We start from the raw sequence: 13,296 nt of genomic DNA, 5'->3' as shown, positions 1-13,296 counted from the left end.
CCGGAACAGGGGCCGCACGACCAAGGGCCGGATGGGTCGTTAGTCGTGCGCCTCGTCGTCATCGCCGCGATGCAGGTGCGGGATGACCTTGACCAGCATGATGCGCGGGCCCTTGGTGCGCTTGACCACCACGTCGAACTTCGGGAACTCGATGCGCTGGCCCTGTTTGGGAATGTCGCCCAGCTTGGCCATCAGCAGGCCGCCGACTGATTCGACGTCGTCCAGTCCCATCGCCTCGTTGTCGATGTCGATGCCGAGCACGCGTTCGAGCGAGACGATCGGCAGGCTGGCCTTGCCGAGGTAGCTGCCGTCCGCCTGCGGCAACCAGTCGTTCTCATTCATGCGGAATTCGTCGCGGATCTCGCCGACCATCGCGCCGAGCAGGTTGTCGAGCGTGATGAAGCCAACCGGGCGCTTGCCCTTTTCGCCGATCAGCGCGAAGTGCGGCGCGCCGTGGCGGAAGCGCCGGAACAGCTCCTGCGCCGGCGTGCGTGCGGAGATCGTGTCGACTGGCCGCAGGAAGTCGGCCAGGTCAGTGATGTCGCGCCCGGCCTGCTGGGCGAAGAACAGGTCCTTCAGGTGGATCATGCCCAGCACTTCCTCGCCCTCGGCGTCGAAGTAGGGGTAGCGCGAGAATCGGTTGCGCAGCACGGTGTCGAGGTTTTCCTGCACCGGCAGGTCGGCGTACAGCGCAATCACCTCGTTAATCGGCCGCATGAGGTCAGCCACCGACATCTCCGAGAACTCGAGCGACTGCGCCAGCACGTGGCGTTCGTCGAGCGTGAATGTTTCGCCGGCGGTGCTGGTGCGCAGGATCAGCTTGAGTTCTTCGGTGCTGTAGTGGGTGTCATGCGAGGCGTGGGCGCCGGACAGGCCGGCCACGCGCAGCACCATGTTCGAGCTGGCATTGAGCAGCCAGATCGCCGGGTACATCGTCCAGTAGAAGCCGTATAGCGGCACCGCGCACCACAGGCCGATCGCCTCGGGCATGCGGATCGCCAGCGACTTCGGGGCGAGTTCGCCGACCACGATGTGCAGGAAGGAGATCACGCCGAATGCGATCACGAAGGAGACGCCGTGCACCACCTGCGGCGAGGTCACGCCGAGCACATTGAACACTGGTTCGAGCAGCGCCGCGAACGCGGGCTCGCCGATCCAGCCCAGGCCGAGCGAGGCAAGCGTGATGCCGAGCTGGCAGGCCGACAGGTAGGCGTCGAGCTGGCCGTGCACGGTGGCGAGGATGCGGCCACGCAGGCCGCGCTTCTTTGCAATGGCGCGGATGCGCGTCTTGCGGAGCGTGACGATGCCGAATTCGGCCGCCACGAAGAAGCCGTTCAGCGCGACCAGCAGGATCGCGAGGACGACCAACAATACGTTTTCCATAAAACCCTATGAACAGTGCCTGCGGTGGCACTAAGCCCTGGCTTATGCACGTCATTCCCGCGAACGCGGGGATCCCATTTCGTTGTGCAGCCACTCACGCAAAATGGGGTTCCCGCCCCCCGCCTTCGCGGCGGGCAAGCTTCGCGGGAACGACGATCGTTGTTATTCTAGCTGTGCATTGTAATCGTCACGACGCCCCAGCAGCCTGCGCCGCCGCCAGTATCGCCTCCACCGCCGGATGCTGGATCTTGCGTTCGTTCGAGATCGCGTAGAACTGCTCGCGTACCTGCGGAACGTGGCCCACCACATGCGCGCCGAACTGCTCCTTCATCTCCGACGCCAGCGCGGCCGGCGCAAAGTACAGGCCCAGGCCGCGCCGCCCAAAAGTGTTGAGCAGCGCATTGTCCTCGAATTCGCCCACCACGTCGGGCCGCACGCCGTGTGTGCCGAACCATTCGTCGATCTTCCCGCGCAGGGCATTATTACGCGCCGGTAGCAGGAACGGCGCGCCGTTCAAATTCTCGGGGAAGCCCTTCGCATAGGTCTTCGCCAGCGCCGGCGAACCGACCACGATGGTCTCGCTCTCGAACAGCTGGTGGCTGAACACCCGCAACGTGGTGCCCGAGCGGACCTCGCGGTCGGTCAGCACCAGGTCCAGCTTGTGCAGCGCGAGGTCGGCCAGCAGCGCCTCGAACTGGTCCTCGTAGCAGACCAGGCGCACCGGCTTGTCCAGCCGCGTGGTCGCCTCCAGCATCTTGTACGCGGTGAGCTTGGGCAGCGAGTCCGAGATCCCGACCGTCAGCCGGATGCGCACGCTGTCGGCGTCGCCCAGCGCCTCCTGCAACTGCTCGCCGAGCATGAAGATCTGGTCCGCATACGCCAGCGCGAGCTGTCCCGGCTCGGTCAGCACCAGCCGTCGTCCCTGCTGCGTGAACAGCGCTTTGCCGATCGATTCCTCAAGCTGCGCGAGCTGCGTGCTGATGGTCTGGATCGCCAGGCCGAGGCGCTTGGAGGCGTTGGTAATGCCGCCTTCCTTGGCCACCACCCAGAAGTAGTACAGGTGCCGGAAATTCAGGGTCCCATCCATATTCTTCCATTTTTCCGAAGTAAAGTTCAGATTATCTTCGCTTTTTTCAAAGTCTCGGTCAACCTACACTGCGCAGCATTGAATTCAACAACACGTTAGGAAGACGAGAAATGAAGCACTTCAAGGTGTCTTTTTTGGTCACGCTGGCTTGCCTTGCGCTGGCCGGATGGTGGGGCTACGCGCACAGCGGCCTGGCCGGCGCGGTGACCGGCATATCGATCGCCGCGATCCTGGCCGTGATGGAAGTCTCGCTCTCGTTCGACAACGCGGTGGTCAACGCCTCGGTGCTCAAGACCTGGAACGCGTATTGGCAGAAGCTGTTCCTCGGCGTGGGCATCATCATTGCGGTGTTCGGCATGCGCTTGCTGTTCCCGCTGGTGATCGTCGCGGTGGCCGCGAACCTGGGCTTCTCCGACGTGGTGACGCTGGCGCTGAACGATCCGAAGCAGTACTCGGCGCACCTGACCGCGCACCATGCCGAAGTGGCGGCTTTCGGCGGCATGTTCCTGCTGCTGGTGTTCCTGAACTTCCTGTTCGACGACGAGAAGGAGCACCACTGGCTCGGCCGCCTGGAAGAGAAGATCGCCGGCCTTGGCCGCGTGTCCTCGATCGCCGTGATGATCGCACTGGGCGCACTGATGGCCAGCCTGGCGCTGGTCGAAGAAGGCAACAAGCTGGTGGTCCTGATGTCCGGCCTGTGGGGCGTGCTGGTGTACGTCGGCGTGGACGCGATCTCGGCCCTGCTGGAGAAGGAAGAGGAGACCGCTGGCGTCGGCGAGATGGTCAAGAAGGGCGGCATCGGCGCCTTCCTGTACCTCGAAGTGCTCGACGCATCGTTCAGCTTCGACGGCGTGATCGGCGCCTTCGCGATCACCACCGACGTCGTGATCATCATGCTGGGCCTGGCCATCGGCGCGATGTTCGTGCGTTCGCTGACGGTCTACCTGGTCAAGCAGGGCACGCTGGACGAATTCGTCTACCTGGAGCACGGCGCGCACTACGCCATCGGCATCCTGGCCGTGATCATGCTGGCCTCGATGAAGTTCCATATCCCGGAAGTGTTTACCGGCCTGGTGGGCGTAGCCTTCATCGTCGGCTCGCTGTGGTCTTCGATCCGGTACAAGAAGGAACAGCAGGCGCTGGAAATGCGCGAGCCGGTCGAGGAACTGGCCTGATCAGATCCCGCGCGGCGGCCACCACCGGCCGCCGGCGGCCCCGAACCGCGAAGCGAGAGGACGACACCAGCTCGCATCGCGTGATACCCCCGGTGTTCAATTGTGGCATTGATTAAAGGAGCTACACATCATGGCAATCACTCTGCAAAAAGGCGGCAACGTCAACCTGTCGAAAGAGGCCCCGGGCCTGTCGAAGATGGTGGTCGGCCTTGGCTGGGACGTGCGGGTGACCGACGGCGCCGCCTTCGACCTGGACGGCGTGGCCTTCCTGCTCGACCAGAATGGCAAGGTGCGCTCGGATGGCGACTTCATTTTCTATAACCACCTGAAGTCGCCCGACGGCTCGGTGGTGCACTCGGGCGACAACCGTACCGGCGAAGGCGATGGCGACGACGAGAAGGTCACCATCGACCTGTCCACGGTGCCGGCCGGCGTCGAGAAGATCGTGATGGCGGTGACCATCCATGACGCCGAAGCACGGCGCCAGAACTTCGGCATGGTCGCCAAGGCCTTCATCCGCTGCGTGAACGCGGCCAACAGCGGCGAGATCGCCCGCTACGACCTGTCCGAAGACAGCTCGACCGAGACCGCGATGGTGTTCGGCGAGGTCTATCGCAACGGCGGCGACTGGAAGTTCCGCGCGATCGGCCAGGGCTTCGCCGGCGGCCTCGGCCCGCTGGCCCGCAACTACGGCGTGAACGTCTAACGATATAAACAGTTTTGCGAGCCCGCGCACCTTCGCGTGCCGGGCCGCATGCCAACGAAAGGAACGCGATGCCAGTTTTTACCGTGACCGGGGATGTCGATCCCTTCCTGCACGTGTCGATGAAACGCGGCGAGACCATCTACTGCGAGTCCGACGCGATGGTGATGATGGAATCGACGCTCGACCTGAAGGGAAAGATGCGCGGCGGCTTGGGCAGCGCGCTGATGCGCACCTTCGCCAATGGTGAATCGTTCTTCCAGCAGCACATCGAGGCTGCGCGCGGCGACGGCGATTGCCTGCTCTCGCCGACGCTGCCGGGAGCGATGCAAGTGGTCGATTGCGGTCCGAACCAGTACCTGATCAGCGATGGCGCCTTCGTCGCCGCCAGCTCCGGCGTGGACCTGCGGGTGCGCACCCAAAGTGTCGGCAACGCGCTGTTCGCGCAGAGCGGCGGCTTCTTCGTCACCGAGACGACGGGGCAGGGCCAGGTGGTGGTGTCGGGATTCGGCTCGATGTCGGTACTCGACGTCGAGCCGGGCAAGGACGCGATCATCGACAACGCGCATGTGGTTTGCTGGGACAGCACGCTGCGCTACGAGATCTCGGTCACGACCGGCCAGAGCGCGGGCTTTCTCGGCAACCTGATCAACAGCCAGACCAGCGGGGAGGGCGTGGTGCTGCGCTTCTCCGGTCGTGGAAAAGTATTTGTTTGCTCGCGCAACCGCAGCTCGTTCAAGGCATGGGTGCAGTCGGCGGGCCGCTGAATAAAGGAGTTTTGAAATGACAGTCAACCTGCAAAAAGGCCAGAAAATCTCGCTGGCGAAGGAAGCCGGCGGCGAGCTGGCACGCGTGACGATGGGCCTTGGCTGGGACGCCAAGAAGAGCGGCGGGTTCTTCGGCTTCGGCGCGCGTACCGAGACGATCGACCTCGACGCCTCGTGCGTGCTGTTCGACGAGCAGAACCGTCCGGTGGACGTGGTGTGGTTCCGGCAGCTCAAGAGCCGCGACGGCAGCATCGTCCACACCGGCGACAACCGCACCGGCGCCGGCGATGGCGACGACGAGCAGATCATCGTCGACCTGTCGCGTGTGCCGGCAGCCGTGAGGTCGCTCGTGTTCACGGTGAACAGCTTCACCGGACAGAGCTTCGCACAGGTGGAGAACGCGTTCTGCCGCCTGGTCGACAGCGCCAGCGGCCGCGAAGTGGCGCGCTACGACCTGTCGGTGCAGGGCGCGCACACGGCGCAGATCATGGCCAAGCTGTACCGCCATAACGGCGAATGGAAGATGCACGCGATCGGTGAAAACGGCGGCGGCCGCACCTTCGACGAACTGCTGCCGCAGATCGCGCCGCACCTGTAATCGTTTTATACCGTTTGTTTCCCAGGGACTTACGCGTCCCCTCCTTTCCGGGGCCCCGCGCCCCGGTTTTTTTTATTCCGCCTGCGCGTTGTAGATTTCGGCATGCACCGCCAGCATGTGCAGCTCCGGCATCGAGCCAAGCAGCGACGCCGCATGCTTGGCCAGCTCGCGAGGCACGTGCCCTGTCAGGTGCGCGAAGCGTGCGCCGTTGTCGGGGAAAACGTCGAAGATGCCGTAGTCGCCGTTCTCGCGCCGGATCGCGAACCATGCGGTGGTGCCGGCTTCCGCCATCACGTACGCACGAGCGTCTTGCAGAAACTGCGCGACGCGAGGCTCGTTCCCGGATGAGGCCTTGAAGCTGAGCAGTAGGCCCTTGGTGTCGACTGCCGCGTTCAGGCCCTCGGGCAGTTTGCTGGCCAAGACTTCCACCAGCTCGATGCGCGGCGGCTGGTTGAGCAGCGCCACCGACTTCGCCATCAGCGCCGCCACCGCATCGCCATTGAGATGCTCGGTTCGCGCGGCCTCGTCGGGAAACGCGTCAAAAATCCCGTACTCGCCCCGCCCGAAACGGATCGCGTACCACGCGCGCGTGCCGCTCTCGCCACGCACTGCGGGCACGGCGTCGAGCAGGCAGCGTTCAACCTCCGCATCGAACCCGTGTTTGACGTCCAGATGGACCAGCAGACCTTTCGTGACCATGGGAGCCTCCTGTCAACGTGATCCCGGCCCAGTGTCGGCCAGCGCGTGGATGGCTGTCGCACGTGAGTTTGATATTTCTTCTTGACACTTTCGTTGGTTGTGTCTACTGTATTAATTAACTAATACACGTAAGACCATGAGCATTCAGACCTCATCCCTGTTTTCGATCACGACTGGCTCGGCCGAACCGATCTATCGGCAGCTGGTTGACCAGGTGCGCCGCCTGGTCGCCGGCGGCCAGCTCGGGGCGGGCGACGAGATGCCGTCCGTGCGCGAGGTGGCGCAGGCGCTGGCCGTCAACCCGATGACCGTGTCGAAGGCATACGGCCTGCTCGAAATGGAAGGCGTGCTGGCGCGCCGGCGCGGCCTCGGCATGGTGGTGGCCGAGCGCCCGCACGGCGGCCCCGCGCTGGCCGAACGGTCCGAACTGCTTCGCCCCACGCTGGAGCGGGCCGCCATGGAGGCGCGCCAGCTCGAACTCGACCCCGACACCGTGCTTGCCCTGTTCAACCAGATCCTGAAGGACCAATCATGACCGAGCCAATCATCCGCATGTCGTCCGTCTCCAAACACTTCGGCAGCAAGACCGTGCTCGATCGCTTGGACTGGGAAGTGAATGCCGGGCAGGTGATCGGCCTGCTCGGCCGGAATGGCGCGGGCAAGTCGACGCTGATGGAATGCCTGCTCGGCCTGCGCGAGACCGACCTTGGCAGCATCACCATCTTCGGCGAGGAGACCGGAAGCCTGTCGGAAGCGGCGCGGGCGCGCATTGGCTACGTGCCGCAGTCGGCCGAGCTGTTCGAGTGGATGACGCCGGTGCAGATGCTGGACTACTTCAAGGCGCTGTACCCGCGCTGGAACGAGGACAAGGTCCGGGCGCTGCTGCAGCGCTGGGGCTTCGACACGCTGATGCGCGAGCGCGCCATCGGCAAGCTGTCCGGCGGCGAGAAGCAGCGGCTGTCGATCATCCGCGCCCTCGGCCACGAGCCGGACTTGCTGGTGCTGGACGAACCGGTGTCGGCGCTCGATCCGGTCGGCCGGCGCGAGTTCCTGCGCGAGCTGGTCGACGGCGTGATCGAACGGGGGACGACGGTGCTGTTCTCGACCCACATCCTGTCGGACCTGGAGCGCGTGGCGCTGGACGTGGCCTTCCTCAAGGATGGCCGCATCGCGCTGCAGGGCGAACTGGATACGCTGCTCGAGGGTGCGCGCCGCACCACCGGGCAGCCGCTGAGCCTCGAAGACCTGTTCATCGAGGTGACGCAATGAGCGCGCTGAGCGATTACCGGCTGCTATGGAATGCGGCGTATGTCCAGCGGCGGCCGTCCCGCGCCCTGGACTGGAGTTTCGTGCTGGCCGGAGTGTGTTCGCTGGTCGGCGCCGCCGCTGCATTCGTGAGGCAGGACTGGCTGCTCGGCGTGCGCGTTGGTGTCGCCATTTGCGTCATCGTCTTGCAGCTGTTGTGGACTGTGCACCTTGCGCCCGGCTTCGAGCTGATGAATACACCCGTCAACGCGCGCCTGGTGCCACGGATGCGCAGGCGAATGGTGGAGATGACGGCCGCTGGCTGGCTTGCCACGGGGCTGTGCGCCACGCTGTTCCCGATATGGCAGGTCGCGCCGGCGGTGGTGCTGTATATGATCAGTATCGCGCTCGGCCGCAGCGGCAACCAGTTCGCGGGCTTTCTCGTCATCGCGACGGCGATGTCGGGCACCCTCCTGAAGGAACTGCCGCCGGCGGTGCTGGCGTTTCTCATGAGCGCGCAAGGATTCGTCTGCGCGTCCCTCGTAGTCGCGCTGTTCGGCGCCTGGGCCATTCGCCAGATGCTGCCCGCCGGCGGCGACCGTCACTTCAGCCAGCGAAAGGCAAAGGTCGAAGCCATCGAGCGGCTGGAGTCGATGGGCCGCAAGAATGCAGACGGCGCGCCGAAACGCATGAGCAGCTTGTATGGATTCGCGCTGCGGCAAGCGATCCGCTCGCGCCAGCCGCTCCGCTTGATGCTTCACGTGCTGGGCCCGACAGCCATGGTGCTCGTGATGCTTCCGACCTGGATTGTGCTCGTGCTCCTGGGCGCTGGGTCGCATCTGCTCATGCAGAAGTACGGGGTGGTTGGCAAGGATGAGTCGTGGCCAATGTTTGCCTGGGCCTGCTTCCTGATGATCACGTGGGTACTTCAGCTGGCCGCGATCACGGGCTGGAGGACGTTGATGAATGGGGCCAGGATGGAACAAGGTTTGCTGCGGCTGGCTGCGCGCAGCCCATCCAGTGGCGAATGGAACCGCAAGCTGGCCGCAGCGCTTGCCGGACAGGTCGCAGCCGGGGTGGGCATGGGCGCCGCCGCCGTTATCGTGCTCGGGCTGCTGACTGGTCTGGATCGGGACGGCATGTTCTGCGCAGTCTCGCTGGCGTCCGTGCTGCTCATGCCGGGCATTGCGTCCGTGTTGCTCGACTATTCACGCGAACGGCAGGTGTGGTCGTTGCCGCAGGGGCTGCTCGCGTTCGCGCTTGCGGTTGTGGTGCTGGCGCTTCATCTTGCGCTGGTGCCGTCGATCGGTGCGCTGTCGTGGGTGCTGCTGACCGCGTACAGCAATGTATTCGGGGCGCTGCTTGCCGCGTATCGCTGGAAGAAAATGCAGGCCGCACCGGTGGCGTTCCCGACGGGCCGCTTCGCCTGAAAAAAACCGGGGCACGCGGCCCCGGTTGCTGTCATCGCCGAACTCAGTGCGCGCTGCGCTGCACCAGCGCCGTGCCGCCGCCCAGCCGTTTGGCTTCGCTCACCGCCGTCACCGTCCCATCCGGATTGAAGACCAGCGCATTCGCGGCGCCGATCTGCTCCGGCTTCTCGCCCCACTTGTGGCCCATGGCTTCCAGCGCGCGCGCGTTGTCGCTGCCTGCGTAGCCCGGCTCCACCGTACTCGCTTCGATATTGCGCTCGCTGATCCGCGGCGCCTCGATCGCCTGGTCCATCGGCATGCCGAGGTCGAGGTAATTGACGATGGTCTGCAGCACGGTGGTGATGATGGTCGCGCCGCCCGGGCTGCCGATGGTGAAGGCCGGCTTGCCGTTCTTGAGCGCGATGGTCGGCGCCATGCTGCTGCGCGGGCGCTTGCCGGCTTCCGGCACGTTGGGGCGCGGGCCGCTGAAGTCGAAGTCGGTCAGCTCGTTATTCAGCAGGAAGCCGTAGCCCGGCACCACGATGCCGCTGCCGCCCCACGATTCAATAGTGAAGGTGTAGGACACCACGTTGCCGTCCTTGTCCGACACCGTGAAGTGGGTCGTGTGCAGCGACTCCTGCATGCGCACCGCCTGTTGCTGCTGCGGGCGCAGCGTGATGCTCTGGTCGTTCTGGAAGGGGTAGGGGTCGCCCGCCGCCGCCAGCGCCGTCGATGCGCGGCCGTTGTCGATCAGCGCGCGCCGCTGCGCCGCGTACTGCTTGGACAGCAGCCCGGCGACCGGAGCGTCGACGTATTCCGGATCGCCGAGGTAGGCGTTGCGGTCGGCGAAGGCGAGGCGGCTGGCCTCGATGTACAAGTGCTCGGCCTGCGCGCGCGGCATCGCCTTGAGGTCGTAGCCTTCCAGGATGTTGAGCGCCTCGGCCACGGTCACGCCGCCGCTGCTCGGCTGCGGCATGCCGTAGATGTCGTAGCCGCGGTAGGTGGTGTGCACCGGCTGGCGGATGCGGGCTTCGTAATTGGCCAGGTCGGCCAGGGTCATGTTCCCGGCCGCGGCGCTCTTGCCGGCGGCGAGCGGCGGATGGTTCACCGCCTCGACGATCGCTTCCGCCATCGGGCCTTCATAGAACGCCTTCTCGCCGCGCGCCGCGATCTCGCGGTAGGCGCGCGCCATGGCCTGGTTGCGCAGCACGGTGCCGGCCGGGACGGCCTTGCCGTTCCTCAGGTACAGCGCGCTGGTGGTGGAGAAGTTCTGAAATTTTGTTTCATTTTCGGCTACCAAATGAGAGAAAGTTTCACCGACCTTGAAGCCCCTGGTGGCCACGTTGATGGCCGGCGCGAGCACCTGCCTGAAGCTCATGCTGCCGTAGCGGTCGAGCGCCTCGTGCCAGCCGCGCACGGTGCCCGGCACGCCGACCGACATGCCGCTCGCGACCACGGTGTCGAAGTCCATCGGCTTGCCGTCCTTGAGGAAGGACGAGGGCGTGAACGAGGCCGGCGCGGTCTCGCGGTGATCGATGGTGATCACGCGCTTGTCCTTGGCCAGGTAAATGACCATGAAGCCGCCGCCGCCGATGCCGCAGCTGAACGGGTCGGTGACGCCGAGCGTCGCGGCCGCAGCCACGGCGGCGTCGATCGCGTTGCCGCCCTTGTTGAGGATTTCGATGGCCGATTTGGACGCTTCCTCGCTGATGGTGGCGACGGCGCCGCCGGTGCCGGTGCTGACGGGCGGCGCGGCCAGCAGCGGCAGCGGCTGGAGGATGATGGACAGGGACAGCCCGCAGGCGAGCGTTTTCGCGATTGGTTTCATGGCTGGAGGATCAGGGTGGACGAAAAGGGGACGCTCATGGCCGTGACACCGTGAGCGTGAGGATGTACTGCGCGGCCGCGCTGCCCTGCGCCGGCGGCGGCACGCTGGCCGGATCGATGGCGATGCGCGTGCCGCCCAGGGCCTTGGACACGTACCAGGTGTTCGGCAGCGTGACGCTGAAGGTGTCGGACGACTTTGCCGCGGCGAGCGTGAAGCGGTAAACCAGCTCGCCGGCCCAAACGCACCATACCGTTTTCGGGCAGCGGCTGTCGCTGTAGCTGTCATATGCGAGGGTCATGCCGCCGCCGGCATCGGCTTTCTGGCCCGGCGCCAGCGTCAATGACACGGACTTCGGGGCCGGCGCTGCGGGCGGGTCGCCGGCGCAGGCGGACAGCAGCAACGGCAGGGCGGCACACAGCAGGGCAAAACGCTTGAGCGTCATCGCGCACTCCTCGACTCTTGAGCTTGCAATGATAGCAAAGCCATCCGCGCACGCGATGTTCCGGTCACATCGCTGTCATATTCGCTCGCTAGACTGCGCCTCGTTGTCCAACTACTCAGGGAACTCACAACATGAACATGAAACTGATTATGAAATCGATGGTGGTCGGCGTTGCGGCGGCCGTGGCGATGTCGTCGGCGATGGCAGCCGACATGACCGGCGCCGGCTCGACCTTCGCCTTCCCGATCTACTCGAAGTGGGCTGACTCGTACAAGGCCAAGACCGGCAACGGCTTGAACTACCAGTCGATCGGATCGGGCGCCGGCATCAAGCAGATCAAGGCCAAGACCGTCGATTTCGGCGCATCGGACATGCCGCTGTCGGCTGAAGAGCTGAACGCCGACGGCCTGATGCAGTTCCCGACCATCATGGGCGGCGTGGTCGCCGTGGTCAACGTCGAAGGCGTGCAGCCGGGCCAGCTGAAGCTGTCGGGCGACGTCCTCGCCGACATCTACCTGGGCAAGATCACCAAGTGGGACGACAAGGCCATCGCTGCCCTGAACCCGGGCGTGAAGCTGCCGGCCGATGACATCACCGTCGTGCACCGCGCCGACGGCTCGGGCACCTCGTTCCTGTTCACCGACTTCCTGTCGAAGACCAACGCCGAATGGAAGAGCAAGATCGGTTCGGGCACCGCAGTGAAGTGGGCCACCGGCGTGGGCGGCAAAGGCAACGAAGGCGTCGCCGCCAACGTCCAGCGCATCAAGGGTTCGATCGGCTACGTCGAGTGGGCGTACTCGAAGAAGAACCACATGACCCACACCCAGCTGAAGAACCACGACGGCCAGTACCTGCAGCCGAGCGATGACGCGTTCAAGGCCGCCGCCGCCAACGCCGCATGGGACAAGACTCCGGGCTTCTCGGTGGTCCTGACCGACCAGCCGGGCAAGGCCGCATGGCCGATCACCGGCGTGACCTTCGCGCTGATGCACAAGACCCAGGCCGATGCCGCCAAGGGCAAGGAAGTCCTGAGCTTCTTCGAATGGGCCTTCAAGAACGGCGCCGGCGCCGCCGAGCAGCTCGACTACGTGCCGATGCCGGCATCGGTGGTCAAGATGATCGAAGGCGCATGGAAGGCCCAGATCAAGGACGCATCGGGCAAGGCTGTCCTGTAATACGAGCCTGGCCAGACGCGCGGCCCCGTTCCGCGCGTTTGGCCGGCAGTTCACTCCCCAAGTTCACGCAACCGCATCAGGTGACTCCACATGAATCCGGCCGAAACGCTCGTGTTGATCGTCGAGGACGAACCCGCGATCGCCGAACTGGTCAGGTTCTCGCTGCGCGACGACAGCTGGACCTTCTGCCACGCCTCCACGGTCAACGAGGCCTGGGACATCATCCAGCAGCAGCAACCACAGCTGGTCCTGCTGGACTGGATGCTGCGTAACGAAAGCGGCCTGCGCCTGCTGACCCGCATTCGCGCCGAAAGCACCCTGCATGACATGCCGGTGATCCTGCTGACCGGCCGCACCCTTGACGAAGACTGGTCGGTCGCCATGGAACACGGCGCCGACGACTACATCACCAAACCGTTTTCACCGCGCGAGCTCGCGATCCGCGCCAGGTCGGCGCTGCGCCGCCGCGGCGAGACCCAGAGTGCGCGCCCGCTGCAGGTCGGCCCGCTGGCGCTCGATCCGCGCAGCTGCACGGTGCGCGTCGGCGCCGAGGCGGTGGAGGTGCGCCAGGCCGAATATCGCCTGCTCAAATTCCTGCTGTGCCACCCGGAAGAGGTGTTCTCGCGCGCCCAGCTGCTGGACCAGGTCTGGCATGCCAACGGCACCCTCGATGAACGCACCGTGGACGTGCACGTGCTGCGCCTGCGCAAAGCGCTGCGCGACGCCAAATCGCTGCTCAAGACCGTGCGCGGCTTCGGCTACAAGCTGACGGCCGGCTAGGGGCG

General features: G+C 65.1%; 14 protein-coding genes. 9 read left to right on the top strand and 5 right to left on the bottom strand.

Annotated features, from left to right (window positions below):
• Positions 1–39 precede the first annotated feature (39 nt).
• A complete protein-coding gene (locus tag NX778_RS16065; protein WP_258812774.1) occupies positions 40–1,383 on the bottom strand; it encodes a hemolysin family protein in 1,344 nt (447 codons plus the stop codon).
• Positions 1,384–1,570: 187 nt separating this feature from the next.
• Complete coding sequence (nhaR, locus tag NX778_RS16060) at positions 1,571–2,470, bottom strand: transcriptional activator NhaR (RefSeq protein ID WP_258812773.1); 900 nt, start codon at positions 2,468–2,470, stop codon at positions 1,571–1,573.
• 110 nt (positions 2,471–2,580) lie between these two features.
• On the opposite strand from nhaR, the gene NX778_RS16055 reads away from it, so the two are divergent.
• The 4 genes from NX778_RS16055 (at position 2,581) to NX778_RS16040 (ending at position 5,713) form a co-directional block, all read left to right on the top strand.
• A complete protein-coding gene (locus tag NX778_RS16055; protein WP_258812772.1) occupies positions 2,581–3,645 on the top strand; it encodes a DUF475 domain-containing protein in 1,065 nt (354 codons plus the stop codon).
• Between the two features lie 130 nt (positions 3,646–3,775).
• Positions 3,776–4,351 carry a TerD family protein gene (locus NX778_RS16050; RefSeq protein ID WP_258812771.1) on the top strand — a complete coding sequence of 192 codons (576 nt, stop codon included), beginning with the start codon at positions 3,776–3,778 and terminating at the stop codon, positions 4,349–4,351.
• 68 nt (positions 4,352–4,419) lie between these two features.
• Positions 4,420–5,115, top strand: a complete 696-nt coding sequence (locus tag NX778_RS16045) for a TIGR00266 family protein (protein WP_258812770.1) — start codon at positions 4,420–4,422, stop codon at positions 5,113–5,115.
• A gap of 16 nt (positions 5,116–5,131) precedes the next feature.
• Positions 5,132–5,713, top strand: a complete 582-nt coding sequence (locus NX778_RS16040) for a TerD family protein (protein ID WP_258812769.1) — start codon at positions 5,132–5,134, stop codon at positions 5,711–5,713.
• A 72-nt stretch (positions 5,714–5,785) separates the two neighbouring features.
• Here NX778_RS16040 and NX778_RS16035 read toward each other — a convergent pair whose 3' ends face one another.
• A complete protein-coding gene (locus NX778_RS16035; RefSeq protein WP_258812768.1) occupies positions 5,786–6,412 on the bottom strand; it encodes a putative quinol monooxygenase in 627 nt (208 codons plus the stop codon).
• Between the two features lie 136 nt (positions 6,413–6,548).
• Between NX778_RS16035 and NX778_RS16030 the strand changes: the two genes are divergently transcribed.
• Genes NX778_RS16030 through NX778_RS16020 form a run of 3 tightly spaced genes read left to right on the top strand, consistent with a single transcriptional unit; the run spans position 6,549 to position 9,087 of the window.
• On the top strand, positions 6,549–6,947 hold the full coding sequence (locus NX778_RS16030; protein ID WP_258812767.1) for a GntR family transcriptional regulator: 399 nt from the start codon (positions 6,549–6,551) through the stop codon (positions 6,945–6,947).
• Positions 6,944–7,681, top strand: coding sequence for an ABC transporter ATP-binding protein (locus tag NX778_RS16025; protein WP_258812766.1), 738 nt, complete (start codon positions 6,944–6,946; stop codon positions 7,679–7,681). Before NX778_RS16030 ends, NX778_RS16025 begins: the two co-directional genes overlap by 4 nt.
• Entirely contained in the window at positions 7,678–9,087 is a 1,410-nt protein-coding gene (locus tag NX778_RS16020) for a hypothetical protein (protein ID WP_258812765.1), read from the top strand. The genes NX778_RS16025 and NX778_RS16020 overlap by 4 nt, the downstream gene beginning before the upstream one ends.
• Before the next feature lie 43 nt (positions 9,088–9,130).
• On the opposite strand, the gene ggt is transcribed toward NX778_RS16020, so the two are convergent.
• Positions 9,131–10,894 (bottom strand): gamma-glutamyltransferase, encoded by a 1,764-nt coding sequence (ggt, locus tag NX778_RS16015; RefSeq protein ID WP_258812764.1) that lies wholly within the window; start codon positions 10,892–10,894, stop codon positions 9,131–9,133.
• A 34-nt stretch (positions 10,895–10,928) separates the two neighbouring features.
• Positions 10,929–11,336 (bottom strand): hypothetical protein, encoded by a 408-nt coding sequence (locus NX778_RS16010; RefSeq protein WP_258812763.1) that lies wholly within the window; start codon positions 11,334–11,336, stop codon positions 10,929–10,931.
• Between the two features lie 131 nt (positions 11,337–11,467).
• On the opposite strand from NX778_RS16010, the gene pstS reads away from it, so the two are divergent.
• Entirely contained in the window at positions 11,468–12,511 is a 1,044-nt protein-coding gene (pstS, locus tag NX778_RS16005; RefSeq protein ID WP_258812762.1) for a phosphate ABC transporter substrate-binding protein PstS, read from the top strand.
• A gap of 90 nt (positions 12,512–12,601) precedes the next feature.
• A complete protein-coding gene (locus NX778_RS16000; RefSeq protein WP_258812761.1) occupies positions 12,602–13,291 on the top strand; it encodes a response regulator in 690 nt (229 codons plus the stop codon).
• Positions 13,292–13,296: the final 5 nt, after the last annotated feature.

It is taken from the genome of Massilia terrae (assembly GCF_024753145.1).
Taxonomy (GTDB): Bacteria; Pseudomonadota; Gammaproteobacteria; order Burkholderiales; family Burkholderiaceae_D; genus Telluria; species Telluria terrae.
Note: the sequence above shows the minus strand (reverse complement) of the source record. Positions and strands in the feature narration are given on the sequence as shown.

Excerpts from the sequence above, each read along its gene's own strand:
- NX778_RS16035 (WP_258812768.1), bottom strand. The coding sequence starts at position 6,412 with ATGGTCACGAAAGGTCTGCTGGTCCATCTGGACGTCAAACACGGGTTC.
- nhaR (WP_258812773.1), bottom strand. The coding sequence starts at position 2,470 with ATGGATGGGACCCTGAATTTCCGGCACCTGTACTACTTCTGGGTGGTG.
- pstS (WP_258812762.1), top strand. The coding sequence starts at position 11,468 with ATGAACATGAAACTGATTATGAAATCGATGGTGGTCGGCGTTGCGGCG.
- NX778_RS16010 (WP_258812763.1), bottom strand. The coding sequence starts at position 11,336 with ATGACGCTCAAGCGTTTTGCCCTGCTGTGTGCCGCCCTGCCGTTGCTG.
- NX778_RS16050 (WP_258812771.1), top strand. The coding sequence starts at position 3,776 with ATGGCAATCACTCTGCAAAAAGGCGGCAACGTCAACCTGTCGAAAGAG.
- NX778_RS16020 (WP_258812765.1), top strand. The coding sequence starts at position 7,678 with ATGAGCGCGCTGAGCGATTACCGGCTGCTATGGAATGCGGCGTATGTC.
- NX778_RS16045 (WP_258812770.1), top strand. The coding sequence starts at position 4,420 with ATGCCAGTTTTTACCGTGACCGGGGATGTCGATCCCTTCCTGCACGTG.
- NX778_RS16040 (WP_258812769.1), top strand. The coding sequence starts at position 5,132 with ATGACAGTCAACCTGCAAAAAGGCCAGAAAATCTCGCTGGCGAAGGAA.
- NX778_RS16025 (WP_258812766.1), top strand. The coding sequence starts at position 6,944 with ATGACCGAGCCAATCATCCGCATGTCGTCCGTCTCCAAACACTTCGGC.
- ggt (WP_258812764.1), bottom strand. The coding sequence starts at position 10,894 with ATGAAACCAATCGCGAAAACGCTCGCCTGCGGGCTGTCCCTGTCCATC.
- NX778_RS16000 (WP_258812761.1), top strand. The coding sequence starts at position 12,602 with ATGAATCCGGCCGAAACGCTCGTGTTGATCGTCGAGGACGAACCCGCG.
- NX778_RS16055 (WP_258812772.1), top strand. The coding sequence starts at position 2,581 with ATGAAGCACTTCAAGGTGTCTTTTTTGGTCACGCTGGCTTGCCTTGCG.
- NX778_RS16030 (WP_258812767.1), top strand. The coding sequence starts at position 6,549 with ATGAGCATTCAGACCTCATCCCTGTTTTCGATCACGACTGGCTCGGCC.
- NX778_RS16065 (WP_258812774.1), bottom strand. The coding sequence starts at position 1,383 with ATGGAAAACGTATTGTTGGTCGTCCTCGCGATCCTGCTGGTCGCGCTG.